The organism is Xanthomonas sp. CFBP 7698, from assembly GCF_003600855.1.
Classification (GTDB): domain Bacteria; phylum Pseudomonadota; class Gammaproteobacteria; order Xanthomonadales; family Xanthomonadaceae; genus Xanthomonas; species Xanthomonas cannabis.
Map to the genome: position 1 here is coordinate 166423 of NZ_PRDN01000005.1, position 16573 is coordinate 182995.

A 16573-nucleotide genomic window follows, 5' to 3' on the forward strand; every position below is an offset into this window, starting at 1 on the left:
GTCTTGCATGGGGATGTCCTGGAGTGGATCGCCGTGCGCACTAGCGCGGTCAGACACCGCGCTACGCAGCGGTTCCAAGCGCAAGGCCGGGCTGCGCCCGACCCTCATCCGGCGCTACGCGCCACCTTCTCCCGGCGGGAGAAGGAAGCTAAGCCCCTTTTTCTCCCGTTGGGAGAAGCAAGCCAGCCCCCTCTCCCTCCCGCTGGGAGAAGCAAGCCAGAGCCCCTCTTCCCGCGGGAGAGTGGTTGGGGTGAGGGTACGGCTCCGCATCACAGTCGCAGCCACCGGTCACCCGCGCTGCGTCAGGCCCGTGGTAGCCCGCCCGCATCGCACTTCGGCATCGAGCAGAAAGCACATACGCTGGCCTGTTCGCGACCCGGCCTCGACACCACCAACCACCCCCCATAGATACCCGTCGCCACGAACGCGCACGGCCGCCACGCTTCTCAAACACCGCACGCACCCGCATCCTGTGCGCAGTCTTCAGACAGGATCTTCAATGCGCGCCCCATCCGCCGACCTTGCCCTCATGCCGACTGTGCCGCCATCAAACCAACGCGGCCGCTGCTCGGAATCGGCATGGACTCCTCGTACACTGCGGTTCCTGCGCGCCGTCCACACCCGTCTGTTGACTGCCCGTTACGTGTTGTTAGCTGCTCTTATCACCATCCCCATGGCCCACGCCGAAAAACTCACCCTGGAGGCCATCACCGGCCCGTTGCCGCTGTCCGGCCCGACGCTGATGAAGCCCAAGGTGGCGCCCGACGGCTCGCGGGTGACCTTCCTGCGCGGCAAGGACAGTGACCGCAACCAGCTGGATCTGTGGGAATACGACATCGCCAGCGGCCAGACCCGCCTGTTGGTCGATTCCAAGGTCGTGCTGCCCGGCACCGAGACCTTGAGCGATGCCGAAAAGGCCCGGCGCGAGCGCCAACGCATCGCCGCATTGACCGGCATCGTCGATTACCAATGGGCCCCGGATGCGCAGGCGTTGCTGTTCCCGCTCGGCGGCGAGCTATATCTGTATGACCTGCGCAAGACCGGTGCGGCCGCGGTGCGCAAGCTCACCCACGGCGAAGGTTTCGCCACCGATGCCAAGCTCTCGCCCGAGGGCGGCTTCGTCAGCTTCGTGCGCGAGCGCAATCTGTGGGTGATCGACCTGGCCAGCGGCAAGCCATTGCAGCTCACCCACGATGGCAGCGAGACCATCGGCAATGGCGTGGCCGAATTCGTCGCCGACGAAGAAATGGATCGCCATACCGGCTACTGGTGGGCACCGGACGATTCGGCCATTGCCTTCGCGCGTATCGACGAAGTGCAGGTGCCGGTGCAAAAACGCCCGGAAGTGTATGCCGACCACACCGAAGTGATCAGCCAACGCTATCCGCAGGCCGGCCAGCCGAATGTGGCGGTGCAATTGGGCGTGATCGCACCGCGCGCCAAGGCGGCTCCGCGCTGGGTCGACCTGGGCAAGAACCCGGATATCTACCTGGCACGCGTGGACTGGCGCGATGCGCAGCGGCTGACCTTCCAGCGCCAGTCGCGCGACCAGAAAACCCTCGAGCTGATCGAAACCACGCTGGCCAGTGGCGCGCAGCGCACGCTCATCACCGAGACCTCGCCCACCTGGGTCCCGCTGACCAACGACCTGCGTTTCCTCAAGGACGGTCGCTTTCTCTGGAACTCCGAACGCAGCGGGTACGAGCACCTCTACCTTGCCTCCGAAGACGGCCGCACGCTGACGCCGCTGACCTCCGGCGACTGGGTGGTGGATGCCTTGCTCGCCGTCGATGAGCAGGCCGGCACGGTGTACTTCTCCGCCAGCAAAGAGTCGCCGACCCAGACCCAGATCTACGCGGTACCCTTGGCCGGCGGTGCGATCGAAAAGCGCTCCAGCACCCGCGGCACGCACGTGGCCAGTTTTGCAAACAACGCCAGCGTGTATGTCGACACCTGGTCCAACACCACCACGCCGCCGCAGATCGAACTGTTCCGGGCCAATGGCGAAAAAATCGCCACCTTGCTCACCAATGATCTTGCCGATCCGCAGCATCCGTATGCCCGCTACCGCGACGCGCAGCGCCCGGTGGAGTTCGGCACGCTGACTGCCGCCGACGGCAAGACGCCCTTGCAGTACCGCCTCACCAAGCCAGACCATTTCGATCCGGCCAAGCGCTACCCGGTCATCGTCTATGTCTACGGCGGCCCGGCCGCGCAGACCGTGCTCGATGCCTGGCCCGGCCGTGGCGATGCCTTGTTCGATCAATACCTGGCCCAGCGCGGTTACGTGGTGTTTTCGCTGGATAACCGCGGCACCCCACGGCGCGGTCGCGACTTCGGTGGCGCGCTGTACGGCAGGCAGGGCACCGTCGAGGTGGACGACCAGCTGCAAGGCGTGGCCTGGCTCAAGCGCCAGCCCTGGGTGGATGCCAGGCGGATCGGCGTGCAGGGCTGGTCCAACGGCGGCTACATGACCTTGATGCTGCTGGCCAAGCACAGCGACGCCTATGCCTGCGGCGTGGCCGGCGCGCCGGTCACCGACTGGGGCCTGTACGACACCCATTACACCGAGCGCTACATGGACCTGCCGGCCGGCAATGCCGACGGATATCGCGACGCACGCATCGCCACCCATCTGGACGGCCTGCGCGCCAGGCTACTGCTGATCCACGGCATGGCCGACGACAACGTGTTGTTCACCAACTCCACCGCGCTGATGAGCGAGTTGCAGCAACGCGGCACTGCGTTCGAGCTGATGACCTATCCCGGTGCGAAGCACAGTGTTTCAGGCGCCACTGCACTGCATCGTTACAAGACCGCCGAAGCGTTTTTGAAGCGCTGTTTGATGCCGGCTTCGACCCCTGACATCTAAGTGGGATACGTTTGTTGAAGACTGTCGATAGCTCAGGAAAACAGGGAGTAGTGACTACTCCCTGATACAGAGATTTTAAGTCTTCGCTTTAATAACAAAGCAGACGTCTCAGTGTGTATTTTTTAAACCCGGCCGCTTTTATATGACGAAGCGATCGCATGTCAATGCACGGTTTAGGGATGTGATAGTGCAGCGCTCGCAAGAAGCCTCGCGATTGCCGCATTTTAAAGCCGAGCGGTACTCAGAGTGCGCTGCTTAATGATCAAACGGAACCTTTTCAGGTCGTTGCTTTCCTTTCCACTGGCCCTGTTTCTTCGCATGCGGACAAATACTCACGTACTGGCCCACTGCGGTGACGGCGGTCTGTGTCCACACGTTGAAACAGACATTGCCCACGCAACAGGGTCCCGTACTCGTTGGCCATGGGCAATAGCCCGGAACAGCGACCCAGGTGCCAGAGATCGGGTCAACCGGTGTCCAGTTTTTGTCCTCGTCTTTGCACCCCTGGGTGCAAAACACAAAGGGATCATTGCTGCGGCATACGAGCTCTTGATAAACACTTTGTCCCGCTGCGCTAGCCGCCTGAGAGAATAGAAGAACTGCAAACATCCCTATCCAGCGTTTCATGACGATTCCTTGGGTGCTGATTCTTGAAGTGTACGTTCCATCCATGGTAAGTCAAAGCTGGAGCTGGCGCAGCTCGCCCGACGTTGACTGAAATCTCGGGCGAGCAGAGGCGAAGCGGAAACTGGTGAGTGGCCAGCTGACGTCGAACCCGAATTCACGAACCGCTTCGTCCGCCTTTTCGCGTCGATTCTTCGCCCGACGCACAGCAATAGGCTGTGGCGGCCGGCACGATGACCTTCGGCAGGTTGTCGACACCGCGCTCTCCGCGTACGGTCGCGCATCGCCCTGTTGGAATCTTCCCGATGAAGCCTCTTGTGATTGCCGTCGCCCTGGCGCTCTGCACTTGTCTGCCGCTGCAGGCGCAGACCAGCCCAAATACTGCTAAAGCTCCCGCCAGCCCGGCCTGGGTGCAGACCAGCAACGGCTATGCGCAGATCCTGCTCAACGCGCAGGCGCCGTTCCAGCCCGAATACGCCAGCTTCTTCGGCGTGCCTGGTTACGACGATCAGGTCGTCGACCTGGGCCCGGACAACGCTGCGCGCTATCGCGATGCGATGCAAAAGGCGCGCGCCACGCTGCAGGCCAAGCTGGCCACCGAGCGCGATGCCAACGTGCGCCAGGACCTGCAGATCATGATCGGCGCGGCCGCGCAGAACATCGAAGGCAGCGAGCTCAACGAGCGGTATCTGTTGCCCTGGAGCGACGCTCCTGAGGCGGTCTTCAGTGGCCTCAATGGCCTGCTGTCCGACCAGACCGTGCCCGAACGCCGCGCCAAGGCGCTGGACCGCCTCAAGCGTTACGTCGGCCTGGTGCCGGGCAGCACGCCCACCACCACGCTGGCGCGCCAGCGCTACGAAGAAAAGCTGGGCAACACCGCACTGCTGCAGCCCACCCAGCGCGAAGTGGAGCAGGCGCTGGCCAATGTGGACACCTACGTCGCCGGTATCGGCGAGTTGTTCGCCAAGTACAAGATCGCCGGCGCCGACGAGGCGCTCAAGGCCATGTCCACCCAGCTCAAGGACTACGCCGCCTGGACCCGCAGCACGGTGCTGCCCAAGGCGCGCAAGGACACCCGCCTGCCCGAGCCGCTGTACGCCTTCCAGCTCAAGCAGGTCGGCATCGACATCGCCCCGCAGCAGTTGATCCAGCGCGCGCAGCTGGAATTCATGGAAACCCGCTCGGCCATGCGCCAGCTTGCGCCGCTGGTGGCCAAGGCCAAGGGCGTGCAGGGCAGCGATTATGTGCAGGTGATCCGTGCGCTCAAGGGCAACAAGATTGCCGACGACCAGCTGGAGACCCACTACCGCGGCGTGATCGACCAGATCGACCCGATCATCCGCCAGCAGCGCATCGTCGATGTGCCCAACCGCCCGATGCAGATGCGCCTGGGCAGCGCCGCCGAAAGCGCCGCGCAACCGGCGCCGCATTTCCTGCCGGCGCCGTTGATCGGCAACACCGGCCAGCAGGGCCAGTTCGTGCTGCCGCTGGGCAACCCGACCGCCGACGGCGCCAAGAAGGAGCAGTACGACGACTTCAACTTCGGCTCGGCGGCCTGGACGCTCAGCGCCCACGAAGGCCGCCCCGGCCACGAGCTGCAGTTCACCGCCATGGTCGAACGTGGCATCTCGCTGGCGCGCAGCCTGTTCGCCTTCAACTCGGTCAACGTCGAGGGCTGGGCGCTGTATGCCGAAGCCGAAATGGTGCCGTACGAACCGCTCGACGGCCAGCTGATCGCCCTGCAGTTCCGCCTGCTGCGCGCCGCCCGCGCCATGCTCGACCCGATGCTCAACCTGGGCCTGATCGACCGCGAACGCGCACGCCAGGTGCTGGAAGACGACGTCGGCCTCTCGCCGGCCATGACCCGCCAGGAACTGGACCGCTACACCGTCCGCGCGCCCGGCCAGGCCGGCAGCTACTTCTACGGCTACACCCGCATCCTCGAACTGCGCATGCGCACCGAACTGGCACTGGGCAAGAAGTTCGACCGCCTGGCCTTCAACAATTTCCTGCTCGACCAGGGCTTGTTGCCGCCCGACCAACTGGCCAAGGCGGTGGAGACGCAGTTCATTCCCGCGCAGCAACGCAAGCGCTAACAACAGCGTGCTGGATAATGATCAACAAACTGGTCCGCCACGCCTGCATGCCCGCGTGTGGCACAGCCTCAGTGCTCAGTGCTTGAACGGCACCATTTCCGGCTGCTTGGTGCCTTTCCACTTTCCTTCCTTCAAAGCGCCGGGGCAGATCGACTGATACTGGGTCAGGGCGGCGATTGCGATCATCGTCCACCCTTTGCAGTAATTCGTCGATGTCGGAGTTGGGAAGGGGCAGTACGGCGCAACAGGGGTCCATGTGCCTGAAATCGGATCTAGCGGCTTCCAGTTGTAGTCCGGTGAATCACAACCTTTTGAGCAGAACAAAAAGGGGTCATCCATACGGCAGACCAAGGTCTGGTGCGGCGTCGACGCCAACGCGGTGACCTGGATCCCAACAAATCCGACTAACATCCATATCCAGCGTTTCATTAGGAATCCTTCTGTCAATGAAGATATATACCGTGCGCTTAGACTAGCAACACTGGCTGATGAGCTTGCGTGCTCTGCCACTAGCTTGGCAGGCCCTCACGACGCTCGCAACCAAGCGCCGAAGTAGAAGATCAGGTACGGGTCAACACGACGCCTCATCTGCCGACCTTCCCTAGCCCATAACAGCGAGCCGAGCGAGAAAGCACTACCTACCGCCAGCCAATGGCTGCGTCTTTTTTATTTGATCGGAATCTCCAGCGGCTCTTCAAGGCAGTCGCGGGTGAAACGGTCAAATCCGCTCAGCGCTCGTGCGGTGCAGGGGGGGGCGACTGCGCCCCCGCAGGCACCCAGATCGCCATGCCAGCCGCGCGCTTCTGGGTGGTCGGGATGCCGATACCCAGCCCGCCACCGACGCGGCCGCCGTAGCTGCCGCCGCCCACCGACAGGCCGCCGCCGGAGCGCTCCGAGCCCACCCCGACGATGACCACCCCGTTTGCGCCGAGCTTGGCCGCTTCGCGCTTGAGGCGCTCCACGGCGGCATCGGTCTGGCCCTGGGTGCCGAAGCCGGCGGCGCTGGTGGATTCGAGCTGGGCGATCTCCACCGAGCCGACCGGGGCGTTGGAATACACCTGCACCTGCGCGGGGTCGATTGGCGCGCGGGCCTGGCCCAGCATCACCTTGGAACTGCTGGCGCAGCCGGCCAGCAGCAGGGCCAGCGTGGCGCCGATGACGATGTGCTTGTTCATGCAATAGCCCCCTGTTGACGACAGTGACAGCGATGATCCGGTGGCCGAACTGAAGAGTGGCTAACAACACGGCGCGGGCGGCCGTGGTGCGAGTGGTTGCGAAGTGCACCGGAGTTTGACGCACCCTAGCCACGCCCATGTGAGGCTGCCGCCAAGCCGCCATTGGTCAGGGTGACCACCCGCCCACGGCGTCTTGGCAGGCGCACCGTTAAGCTGCGCCTTTCTTCGACGGACGAGGTGGCACGTGGGACTGATCAGCCTGCTCTGGGGCATTGTGGCGCTGCTGTGGATGGTGCTGGCCTTCATCCCGCTGCTGGGGTGGGGCAACTGGTTCCTGATTCCGTTCGCGGCGGTCGGCGCCATCATCGCGGCGATCGCGCTGTTGTTCACCTCGGCAGGCAACCGTGGGCGGGCCAAGACCGGCCTGCTGCTCAACGGCCTGGTGATCGTGGTCGGGGTGATCCGCCTGAGCCTGGGCGGCGGGGTGATCTAAGCCGTTGCAGCGCTGCGACAGTGCGTCGCAGCGCGTCTGCGGCAAGGCGGCGGGCGTAGACTTGTGGGCTGTCTCCAGGAGCCTTGTCATGGCCCATCCGCACTATCGCCCCCGTCGCATGCGCCACGATGCGTTTTCGCGTCGGTTGATGCGCGAAAACACGCTGACCATCGATGACCTGATCTGGCCGGTGTTCGTGCACGAGTTGCCTGGCCGCGCGCCGATCGCCTCAATGCCGGGCGTGGAGCGGCTGTCGCTGGACGAGTTGCTGCGCGAGGCAGAGAACGCCCTGGAACTGGGCATCCCGGTGATCGATCTGTTTCCGGTGATCGACCCGGCCGGCAAGAGCTTGGACGCAGCCGAAGCCTGGAACCCGGACGGCCTGGCGCAGCGCGCGGTACGTGCGCTCAAGTCGCGCTTCCCCGAGCTGGGCGTCATGACCGACGTGGCGCTGGACCCGTACACCACGCACGGGCAGGACGGCATCATCGATCACAAGGGCTATGTGCTCAACGAGATCACCGTCGAGGCGCTGGTCAAGCAATCGCTGTCGCATGCGCAGGCCGGTGTGGACATCATTTCGCCTTCGGACATGATGGACGGCCGCATCGGTGCGATCCGCCGCGCGCTGGATGCCGATGCGCATCTCAACGTACGCATCATGGCGTATTCGGCCAAGTACGCCTCGGCGTTCTATGGCCCGTTCCGCGATGCGGTGGGCAGCGCCGGCAATCTGGGCAAGGCCGACAAGACCACCTACCAGATGGACCCCGCCAACGGCGACGAAGCCTTGCGCGAGATCGCGCTGGATCTGGAAGAGGGTGCGGACATGGTGATGGTCAAGCCGGGCATGCCGTATCTGGATGTGGTGCGCCGGGTAAAGGACGAATTCCGCGTGCCGACCTTCGCATATCAGGTCAGCGGCGAGTACGCCATGCTCAAGGCGGCGGCGGCCAACGGCTGGCTGGACGAGCGCAAGTGCGTGCTGGAAGCGCTGATGGCCTTCAAGCGCGCCGGTGCCGATGGCGTGCTGACCTACTTCGCCCCGCAAGTGGCGCGTTGGTTGCGCGAAGACGCACGCTGACCCGCACGGCGCGGCTGCGCCACGGCGACGCAGCCGCACGCGCTGAATGCGCGACTGACAGAGCCGTGGGTGGAGCCGAGTGCGGGAGTAAACCCCGCGCAGGAAGAGGCTAAAGCGCGCCGGTTCCAGTCACCCATCCGCGGCGAGCGGCCGCGCGGATGGGTTGAGTGCACTCGACCCGCAACGACATCATGGTTCGATGAGCGGCACGTTCCGAACGTTTTGCGGTGCGACCGAGTCGGTTCCCTGCGGTGTCCAACCCGCACGCACCGGGATGCACTGCGGCGTGGCCAATGCCGTTTCAAACAGCATCCAGGTGCCACGAAAGTCACTGCGATGACTGCGATCACTGCATCTGGAGCATGGCGATTCGGTGCGTCGTGTTCAGATGCAGCACGACCCGTTCCAGATCGCTCCAGGCGCTGTGCAGACACTTCCTGCCACGCCGGTAACGCCATGCGGATCGCGCTGTGTTGCCGATTTGGCCACATGCGATCGATCACCGCGTCGCACGCCGCATGCTGCACGGTCGTCGATCGAGAGCATCCAGCAGTCCCACGTGCGGCTGATGACGGTTGGACCACATGCGCCGCCGTGGCGCCGAGTCACCCATGCGGCGGCGCATGCGAGACGCATTCTCATCTACAATGCCGGGCCGTCACTGATCTTCTGCCGTCTTGATCAAAACGCTGCTGTTCCAGCTGCACTGGTTGCTCGGCATCACGGCCGGTCTGGTGCTGTCGGTGATGGGGCTGACCGGCGCCTCGATGTCCTTCGAGAACGAACTTGTTCGGCTGGCCAATCCGCCCCTCGTGCAGCTGGCCCAGCGGCACGCGGCAGGCGAGCGTGCGTTGCCGGTGGATGTGCTGCTGCAGCGGCTGGATCTGGCACCGACCACGTCCGGGCCGCCGCCGGTCACCCGGATGCTGATCGACCCCACCGGTGAGCGGCCCTCCAATGCGCGGCTCGCCGCCAAGGGCAGTGCACGTGTGTATTTCGACCCGTATACCGGTGAGCGGGTGGCGGCGCCGCGGCTGAGCAGTACGTTTGCCTTCCTTGAGGATCTGCACCGCCATCTGGCGGCGGGCAAACGCGGCCAGGCAGTGACTGGCGCCTGCACGCTGATCCTGCTGTTTTTCTGCGCATCCGGGCTCTATCTGCGCTGGCCACGCCGGTGGTGGAGCCTGCGCACCTGGTGGGTGGTGGAGTGGCGCCGGCAGGGCCGCAGTTTTCTGTGGAGCCTGCACGCGGTGTTCGGCACCTGGTGCCTGCTGGTGTATCTGCCCATCGCGTTGACCGGCCTGACCTGGTCCTATCCCTGGTACCGCGACGGCATGGCGGCCGTGCTCGGTGGCGAGCCCGCGGCGCGCGACGACCGGCGCGACCGGCGTCCGGCAACGGTGGATTTTGCGCGCGTGCAACGCACCCTGGATGGCATCCCGGCAACGCATCACGCCGCGCTGGATCTGCGTATTCCAGCGCGTGCCGGGCAGGCCTTGAATGTGCGGTTTCTGCCCGATCACGCGGATCACGACCGCGCCTTGAACGCCCTGGACCTCGATGCCGCCAGCGGTGCCGTGCTGCGCCGGCAGGACTACGCGGCAAGGCCGCGCGGGCAGCAGTTGATGGTCAGCATGTTTGCGCTGCATTCGGGCAGTTTCTTCGGCTTGCCGGGGCGCATCGTGGTGATGCTGGCCAGCCTGGGCATGTCGGTGTTTTTCGTCAGCGGCTGGATGCTGTATCTGGACCGGCGCGGCAAGAAGCGCGCGTTGCGCGCCGCCCGGGTGATGCTGCAAAGCGCCCCGCCGGCGTCGCAGGTCGAACCATGGTTGATTGCGTTCGCCAGCCAGAGCGGCTTTGCCGAGCGGCTGGCCTGGCAGGCGGCCGGGCATCTGCAGGCCGCCGGCCTGCCCGTGCAGGTGCGCCCGCTGGCACAGGTGGATGCGCAGCACCTGCAGGGCACGCGGCACGCCCTGCTGGTGATCAGCACCTTCGGCGATGGCGAGCCGCCGGATGCAGCACGCGTGGTCGAGCGTGAGCTGCTGCGCCAGCAGATCGCCTTGCCGCAGCTGGCCTATGCGGTGCTGGCACTGGGCGACCGCCAGTACGCGCAGTTTTGCGGGTTCTCGCGGCGTGTCGAACAGTGGCTGGACGCGCAGGGCGCCCGCGCGCTGTTTGCAACGGTGGAAATGGACAACGCCGATCCGCAGGCGCTGGCGCAATGGCATGCGCAGCTGGAGCAGATTGCCGGCGCACCGGTGGCCGCCGCGACCCTGGCGCGACCACGCCTGAGTTCTTGGACATTGCTGGCGCGCGCCCATCTCAATCCGGGTAGCGAAGGCGCGCCGATCTGGCGCATCGACCTGCAGCCACCGCCCGAGGCGCACTGGCAGGCCGGCGACATTCTCGAAGTGCAGCCCGCGCATGCCGACGCGCAGGTGCGGGCCTGCCTGGCCGCATGGAGCCTGCCGCCCGGGGCGCTGGTGCATGTCGATGCGCAGTTGCTGCCGCTCCATCAGGCCGCCGCCGAGCGTGTGCTGCCGCAGGCGCCCGCCACGCCGCCAGCGCAGCATCCGGATCCACAGGCCTGGCTGGATGCCTGCGACTGCTTGCCCACCCGCGACTATTCGCTGGCCAGCGTGCCGGCCGATGGCGTGGCGAGCGCGGTGGTCCGGCTGACCACGCGCAGCGACGGCAGCCCCGGCCTGGGCTCGGGCTGGCTGATCTGCCACGCGCCCGTCGGCACGCCGCTGCGTGCACGTCTGCGCACCAACCCGGGCTTCCATCGCGTCGAAGCGGCACCCATGGTGTTGATCGGCAACGGCACCGGCATCGCCGGGCTGCGCGCGTTGTTGCGCGAGGCCGAACTGGCCGGCGTGCATGGGCACTGGCTGTTGTTCGGCGAGCGGCAGGCCGCGCACGACCAGTTGTTCGCCGATGAGCTGCAGGCCTGGCAGGCCAGTGGGCATCTGCAGCAGCTGGACCAGGTGTTCTCGCGCGACCAGCCGCAAAAACGCTATGTGCAGCATCGGCTGCACGACACCGGCGAGGCGCTACGGCACTGGATCGATCGCGGTGCGGTGATCCATGTCTGCGGCAGCCTGGACAGCATGGCGCGCGCGGTGGACGCCACGCTGCGCGAACTCCTCGGCGAGGCACGCGTGGAATCACTGACCGCCGCCGGCCGTTACCGGCGCGATGTGTATTGAGCCAGCGCGGTTGCCGACTGCCTGCGTGAGGCAGCGCGCTGCGCACGGTGGCTGGATGGGGCCACCACATCGTGCGATACGGCGATCAGCACGACGGTGCGAGATCGTGTGCCGCGATGATGCGGCCTCGCCGGGGAGTGGTCCTACGTTTCAGCCACCCTGCGCGGCGCCGGCACAAGATCGTGCGTTGATCCGGCGATGAAGCCTCCACGCGTGCCACCGTGGCGCGCGCTCAGCGGCAGCTGGTATCGCCGTCCACCGACGGCGCCTTCATCCGGTACAGATCCAGTTGCCCTGCGCGTGGCGCGCGGGCACTGCCGGTGACCAGGAGTTCGCCCGGTTTGGCGACGTCCACCACTGCACCAAATGTGCGCTCCTGCGGGCCATTGAACGACAGCGGCACTGGCTGACCGTGAGCGTAGTGCCCGTCCTTGCAGGCAGCCAGCAGGAGCTGGCTGGGGCCTGCACTCTTCCCGCGCGTCCACACCAGCCCACGCCCGTCGCCGAGCCAGGCCGCATCCAGCTCGTCGGCCGGCGTATTGATGTCGCCCAGCGGTGCCGGTGCGGAGAATGCGTGCCCATCCCAGCGCGCCACGAATACATCCAGGCCACCGGCGCCACCGGCGCCACCGGCGCCGCCGTGGCCATCGCTGGCAAACAGCAGGCGCGTGCCATCCAGCGACAGGCTGGGCGCGCGCTCATCGCCGCGGCTGTTGATCGCGGCACCCAGCGATTGCACCGCACCGAGCTTGCCTTGCGCATCCACCGGCACCCGGTACAGATCGCTGCCACCGGCGCCGCCAGGCCGCGCCGAGGCAAACAGCAGCCAGCGTCCATCGGCACTGAACAGCGGCGAGGTATCGTCCTGGGCGCTGTTGATCGGCAGCGCTTGCGCATCCTGCCAGCGCCCACCGCGCAGCTGTGCCTGCCACAGGTCCCAGCCGCCGGCGCCACCGGCGCGGTCGCTGGCCCAGACGATGCGCTGCCCGTCCGGGCTGAGCGTGGCGTGCGCCTCGTTGGCCGCCGTGGACACCACGCCCATGCCTTCGATCCCGAATTCAGCAAGCCCCGAAGCAGACGGGACGCAGAGTAAACTCGCCGCCAGCGCGAGCAGTGTCCATCGATAGTGCATGCGGTGTTCCTGCCTCATCTTGCGCACAGTCTAGTCAACCAGAGAGCGTTTCATGCCCGTATCCCGTTATGCCGTATTCGGCCACCCCGTCGCCCATTCGCTGTCGCCGGCCATCCATGCCGACTTCGGGAAGCAGACCGGCATCGCGTTGGACTACACCGCCATCGACGCACCGCCGGAAGAGTTCACCGCCGCGCTGGAGCGCTTTGCCGATGAAGGCGGCAAGGGCGCCAACGTCACCCTGCCGCTGAAGGAAGCGGCCTGCGCGCTGGCCGGCAGCCTGAGCGATCGCGCGCGCCTGGCCGGAGCGGTCAATACGCTGGTGCGGAACGATGGCCAATGGCAGGGCGACAACACCGACGGCGTCGGCCTGGTACGCGATCTCACCGATCGCCATGGCCTGGATCTGCGCGGTCGCCGCGTCCTGCTGCTGGGCGCCGGTGGCGCCGCCCGCGGTGTGGCTCCGGCGCTGCTGGATGCCGGCATCACTGAAATGGTGGTGGTGAACCGCTCGCCCGAGCGTGCCGACGCGTTGTGCGATGCGCTGGGCGAACCCGGGCGCGTGGTGTCGCGCTACATCGAAGACCTGCGGGATCTGGGCGACTTCGAGTTGATCGTCAACGCCACTGCTGCGGGCCGCGACCGTGAGGCCGGCGCGTTCGCGCTGCCGCTGGGCCTGGTCAACAGCCTCACCGCAGCGGTTGACCTCAACTATGGCCCCACCGCCATCGCCTTCCTGGCCTGGGCGCGCGCGGCGCAATGCCGCTACGCCATCGATGGTCTGGGCATGCTGGTGGAGCAGGCCGCGGAAAGTTTCTCGCTGTGGCATGGCGTGCGTCCGCAGACCGACCCGGTCTACGCCGCGCTGCGCGCGCGCGAGGCGGTGCTGGTCAGCGCCGACTGAGCCGGCGGCGATGAACGTCACCGAGATCCTGCTCAGCCTGATCACCAGCCTGCTGTCGCGCGCACCGATGCTGATCGCACTGTTGCTGGGCCTGGTGTTGCTGTGGCGTGCCCCGCGCGGGCGCCTGCGCGGCGCTGCACTGGCCGCGCTGTGGGTGCTGCTGGGCTGCGTGCTGGCCGAGGTCGCCCTGCAGGCAATTCCGATGCTGCTGCTGCAGCAGGGCAACGTGCGCCAGATCAGTCTGGTCATGGGCATCGGCCGCTTCGTGCTGACCGCCGTGCAGGGCGTGGGGGTCGGGGTGCTGGTGTGGACCCTGGCGCGCAGCCTGCAACGACTGCCGCCGGCAGCCGGGCCGCGCGCATGATCCCGATCAAGCCGCTGGCGCTCGTGCTGATTGGCCTGCTCTGCGCAGGGCAAGGCGGTTGGACACTGCTGCACCCGCAGGCACTGGCCGCCGTCAACCGCGGCGGCCTGCTATACGAACGCTTCGGCCCGGCCGGCGTGGGCGTCGGCATGCTGGTGATGGGTGTGGTGACCTTGCTGATCGGTAGCGTGTGGGCGCGCTACGCCTGGCCGCGCCGCAGGGCGCGCGGCTGACCGGACACGTGGTCTTCGGCCGTCGCCTGCCCGGCCGCTGATCTCGCTCGCACGGCGCAGCACTGGTTCTTTGCTGCGTTGCCCGCACCCAGCCGCCGCCCGGCCACGCCGCCATGCGAGCGGCATGGCCGCAGCTGTGCCGGTGCACCGGACAAACACGTTCAGCTGCCCAACCGGCCGGTCGCAGGCGTTGCGCCGGTCCGTGCGAAAATAGCGCGATGACTGAAGTTGCCCCACCGGCCGGGCCGTCCGCGCCCGTTCCCACCCAGCGTGTTCTCACCGACCCGATCAAGGCCGGCATCCGCGATGCCTACGCCAAGCTGCAGGCCAATACACCCGGCTTTGCCACGCGGCGTGCGCAGAGCCAGATGATCGGCCTGGTCTCGCGGGCACTGGCCACCTCCGGCGGCATCGGCATCGCCGAAGCACCCACCGGCGTGGGCAAGAGCCTGGGTTATCTCACCGCCGGCGTGCCGATCGCGCTGGCCACCAAGAAGAAGCTGGTCATCAGCACCGGCACCGTGGCGTTGCAATCGCAGCTGGTGGAACGCGACATCCCTGCCTTTCTCAAGGCCACCGGGCTGGAGGCCACCGTGGCGCTGGCCAAGGGCCGCACCCGCTACCTGTGCACCCGCAACGCCGCCGAGCTGGAAGGCGACACCAACCAGAACGCCATGTTCGAAGACGAGCAGGGGCTCTACGACCGCCCGCTCAGCCCGGTGGATGCCGATCTGGCCAAGCGGCTGGCCAAGGCCTATGCCGCGCGCACCTGGAACGGCGACCTGGATGACGCGCCCGAGCAGATCTCGGTGCCGCTGCGCATGCGTATCACCACCCCGGCCTCCGGCTGCGCGGGGCGGCGTTGCAGTTACGCCGCGCAGTGCCCGGTGCTCAAGGCACGTACCGATGTGCGCGAAGCGCAGATCGTGGTCACCAACCATGCCTTGCTGCTGTCGTCGCTGTCGCTGGGCGATGCCGAAAACGGCCAGCCCTTGATCGCCCCGCCCGCCGACATGCTGCTGGTGCTCGACGAAGGCCACCACATCGCCGGTGTGGCCATCGACCAGGGTGCGGCCAGTCTGCCGCTGGACGAGATGGCCAAGCGCACCGGCCGCATGCAGATCCTCATTGCCGCCGCGTACCGCGCGGTGGACAAGGACAAGATCGGCAACCTGCTGCCCAACGAGGCCATCGAGGTGGCTGCGCGCGTTTCCAAACTGCTCAAGGCCTTCCATGCCGAAGTCGAGCGCCTGTGGAAGCCCGAGCCCGGCGAGCGCGATCCGTTGTGGCGTGCGGCCAACGGCAAGCTGCCGCCGCAATGGGGCCCGGCCATCGAAGAACTCGGCGAAGACACCCGCGCGCTGTTCAACTGGGTGCACGCTGCGCATAGCGCGGTGGCCAAGGGCAAGCAGGACGATGCGGCGCGCGAGCGCCTGCAGCGCAACCTGGGCCTGGCGCTGGAGATGGCCGAGCAGCAACACAATCTGTGGAGCGGCTGGCGACGCGAAGACAAGGAAGGCCAGCCGCCGATGGCGCGCTGGATCACTCTCTCGCGCGACGGCGACCTGATCTGCCATTGCTCGCCGGTCTCGGCTGCGCAGGTGCTGCGCACGATGATCTGGAACGAGGTGGATTCGGTGGTGATGACCTCGGCCACGCTCACCGGTGGCGGCGATTTCCAATCCTTCGCCATCGACAACGGTCTGCCCGAGCACGCCGAAATGGCCTCACTGGCCTCGCCGTTCGACCTGCCCAATCAGGCCGAGTTGATTGTGCCCAATTTCCCGGTCACGCCCGACGACCGCGAAGGCCACCCCAAGGAAGTGGCCAAGTATCTGGTGCGCGAACTGGACTGGACCGCCAAGGGCAGCATCGTGTTGTTCACCTCGCGCTGGAAGATGGAAAAGGTCGCCGACCTGATGCCGCTGGCGCAACGCAACCGCGTGCTTGTGCAGGGCGAGGGCAACAAGTCGCAGCTGATCACCGAACACCTGCGCCGCATCGCGGCAGGCGAGGGCTCGGTGCTGTTCGGCTTGAACTCGTTCGGCGAAGGGTTGGATCTGCCCGGCGAAGCCTGCACCACCGTGGTCATCACCCAGGTGCCGTTCGCCGTGCCCACCGACCCGCAAACCTCCACCTTGAGCGAATGGCTGGAAAGCCGCGGCCATAACGCCTTCAACCTGATCGCCATCCCGCATGCCTTACGCACGCTCACGCAGTTTGCCGGCCGCTTGATTCGTAGCTCCAACGACCATGGCCGCGTGATCATCCTTGATTCGCGCCTGCTTACCCGTCGCTACGGCAAACGCATCATCGATGCCTTGCCGCCGTTCAAGCGGGTGATCGGTTAATCCAGCCAATCAGGGTTTCTGCTGCGGATAGGTCGA

At 66.3% G+C, this 16573-nt stretch carries 12 protein-coding genes and 1 other RNA gene; 10 read left to right on the forward strand and 3 right to left on the reverse strand.

The window, feature by feature from the left end; all coding sequences use genetic code 11:
• The first annotated feature begins 579 nt into the window (after positions 1-579).
• The 3 genes from XnspCFBP7698_RS17790 (at position 580) to XnspCFBP7698_RS17805 (ending at position 5592) form a co-directional block, all read left to right on the forward strand.
• Positions 580-655, forward strand: a non-coding RNA gene (locus tag XnspCFBP7698_RS17790) — sX9 sRNA.
• Between the two features lie 18 nt (positions 656-673).
• Positions 674-2872: a S9 family peptidase gene (locus XnspCFBP7698_RS17795; RefSeq protein WP_123137644.1), complete on the forward strand. Its 2199-nt coding sequence runs from the start codon at positions 674-676 to the stop codon at positions 2870-2872.
• A 929-nt stretch (positions 2873-3801) separates the two neighbouring features.
• A complete protein-coding gene (locus tag XnspCFBP7698_RS17805; protein ID WP_184375649.1) occupies positions 3802-5592 on the forward strand; it encodes a DUF885 domain-containing protein in 1791 nt (596 codons plus the stop codon).
• A 75-nt stretch (positions 5593-5667) separates the two neighbouring features.
• Here XnspCFBP7698_RS17805 and XnspCFBP7698_RS17810 read toward each other — a convergent pair whose 3' ends face one another.
• Positions 5668-6021, reverse strand: a complete 354-nt coding sequence (locus XnspCFBP7698_RS17810; protein ID WP_047692908.1) for a hypothetical protein — start codon at positions 6019-6021, stop codon at positions 5668-5670.
• Between the two features lie 299 nt (positions 6022-6320).
• Positions 6321-6767 carry a hypothetical protein gene (locus tag XnspCFBP7698_RS17815; RefSeq protein WP_104581226.1) on the reverse strand — a complete coding sequence of 149 codons (447 nt, stop codon included), beginning with the start codon at positions 6765-6767 and terminating at the stop codon, positions 6321-6323.
• Positions 6768-7017: 250 nt separating this feature from the next.
• Between XnspCFBP7698_RS17815 and XnspCFBP7698_RS17820 the strand changes: the two genes are divergently transcribed.
• From XnspCFBP7698_RS17820 to XnspCFBP7698_RS17830, 3 genes are all read left to right on the forward strand, one after another.
• Complete coding sequence (locus tag XnspCFBP7698_RS17820; RefSeq protein WP_179456633.1) at positions 7018-7260, forward strand: hypothetical protein; 243 nt, start codon at positions 7018-7020, stop codon at positions 7258-7260.
• A gap of 88 nt (positions 7261-7348) precedes the next feature.
• The gene (gene hemB, locus XnspCFBP7698_RS17825) at positions 7349-8344 is read left to right on the forward strand and encodes a porphobilinogen synthase (protein WP_104581225.1); all 996 of its coding nucleotides are present in this window, start codon (positions 7349-7351) and stop codon (positions 8342-8344) included.
• A 677-nt stretch (positions 8345-9021) separates the two neighbouring features.
• Positions 9022-11553, forward strand: a complete 2532-nt coding sequence (locus XnspCFBP7698_RS17830) for a sulfite reductase flavoprotein subunit alpha (RefSeq protein ID WP_104581224.1) — start codon at positions 9022-9024, stop codon at positions 11551-11553.
• A 232-nt stretch (positions 11554-11785) separates the two neighbouring features.
• Here the strand turns inward: XnspCFBP7698_RS17830 and XnspCFBP7698_RS17835 are convergent, their stop codons facing one another.
• On the reverse strand, positions 11786-12685 hold the full coding sequence (locus tag XnspCFBP7698_RS17835; RefSeq protein WP_104581223.1) for a PD40 domain-containing protein: 900 nt from the start codon (positions 12683-12685) through the stop codon (positions 11786-11788).
• Positions 12686-12737: 52 nt separating this feature from the next.
• Between XnspCFBP7698_RS17835 and aroE the strand changes: the two genes are divergently transcribed.
• The 4 genes from aroE (at position 12738) to dinG (ending at position 16537) form a co-directional block, all read left to right on the forward strand.
• Positions 12738-13589 (forward strand): shikimate dehydrogenase, encoded by an 852-nt coding sequence (aroE, locus tag XnspCFBP7698_RS17840; RefSeq protein WP_104581222.1) that lies wholly within the window; start codon positions 12738-12740, stop codon positions 13587-13589.
• Between the two features lie 10 nt (positions 13590-13599).
• A complete protein-coding gene (locus XnspCFBP7698_RS17845; RefSeq protein ID WP_104581221.1) occupies positions 13600-13953 on the forward strand; it encodes a hypothetical protein in 354 nt (117 codons plus the stop codon).
• Positions 13950-14186, forward strand: coding sequence for a hypothetical protein (locus tag XnspCFBP7698_RS17850; protein WP_039406336.1), 237 nt, complete (start codon positions 13950-13952; stop codon positions 14184-14186). Before XnspCFBP7698_RS17845 ends, XnspCFBP7698_RS17850 begins: the two co-directional genes overlap by 4 nt.
• 218 nt (positions 14187-14404) lie before the next feature.
• Positions 14405-16537 carry an ATP-dependent DNA helicase DinG gene (gene dinG / locus XnspCFBP7698_RS17855; RefSeq protein WP_104581220.1) on the forward strand — a complete coding sequence of 711 codons (2133 nt, stop codon included), beginning with the start codon at positions 14405-14407 and terminating at the stop codon, positions 16535-16537.
• Positions 16538-16573: the final 36 nt, after the last annotated feature.

Coding starts and splice junctions, on each gene's coding strand:
- XnspCFBP7698_RS17850 (WP_039406336.1), top strand. CDS start 13,950: ATGATCCCGATCAAGCCGCTGGCGCTCGTGCTGATTGGCCTGCTCTGC.
- hemB (WP_104581225.1), top strand. CDS start 7,349: ATGGCCCATCCGCACTATCGCCCCCGTCGCATGCGCCACGATGCGTTT.
- XnspCFBP7698_RS17795 (WP_123137644.1), top strand. CDS start 674: ATGGCCCACGCCGAAAAACTCACCCTGGAGGCCATCACCGGCCCGTTG.
- dinG (WP_104581220.1), top strand. CDS start 14,405: ATGACTGAAGTTGCCCCACCGGCCGGGCCGTCCGCGCCCGTTCCCACC.
- XnspCFBP7698_RS17835 (WP_104581223.1), bottom strand. CDS start 12,685: ATGCACTATCGATGGACACTGCTCGCGCTGGCGGCGAGTTTACTCTGC.
- XnspCFBP7698_RS17845 (WP_104581221.1), top strand. CDS start 13,600: ATGAACGTCACCGAGATCCTGCTCAGCCTGATCACCAGCCTGCTGTCG.
- XnspCFBP7698_RS17810 (WP_047692908.1), bottom strand. CDS start 6,021: ATGAAACGCTGGATATGGATGTTAGTCGGATTTGTTGGGATCCAGGTC.
- XnspCFBP7698_RS17805 (WP_184375649.1), top strand. CDS start 3,802: ATGAAGCCTCTTGTGATTGCCGTCGCCCTGGCGCTCTGCACTTGTCTG.
- XnspCFBP7698_RS17815 (WP_104581226.1), bottom strand. CDS start 6,767: ATGAACAAGCACATCGTCATCGGCGCCACGCTGGCCCTGCTGCTGGCC.
- aroE (WP_104581222.1), top strand. CDS start 12,738: ATGCCCGTATCCCGTTATGCCGTATTCGGCCACCCCGTCGCCCATTCG.